This window comes from Vogesella mureinivorans, assembly GCF_007644035.1.
Classification (GTDB): Bacteria; Pseudomonadota; Gammaproteobacteria; order Burkholderiales; family Chromobacteriaceae; genus Vogesella; species Vogesella mureinivorans.
The window spans coordinates 1-259 of sequence record NZ_VMTV02001143.1 but is presented as its reverse complement, the minus strand read 5'-3'; the positions used below and the strand labels follow the sequence as shown (position 1 = coordinate 259).

The following is a 259-nucleotide window of genomic DNA, read 5'->3' as shown; positions in this document are numbered from 1 at the left end:
ACCATCACGATGCCGTCCTCGCGCAGGAAGCGGCGCAGGTTCGTCGCGCGGATCGAGGCATCAATGCCCGCGTGGTACGGCAAGGCCGTGTGGCCGAGCTGCTGCAGGGCCTCGGCGGTTTCCTCCACGCGCTTGCGGGTCATCGCGTAGACGATTCCGGTCTCGCCGCGATGACGATCGAGGAAATCGCTGAGCTGGCGCTTGGCGTTCTGCTTGTAGGCGATGCGATAGCGGATGTTCGCCCGGTCGAAGCTGGTGA

The 259-nt window shown here is 65.3% G+C and carries 1 pseudogene; it reads right to left on the bottom strand.

The window, feature by feature from the left end:
- Positions 1–259 (bottom strand): annotated as a pseudogene (locus tag FLQ44_RS23960) (DNA helicase RecQ); the annotation flags it as partial.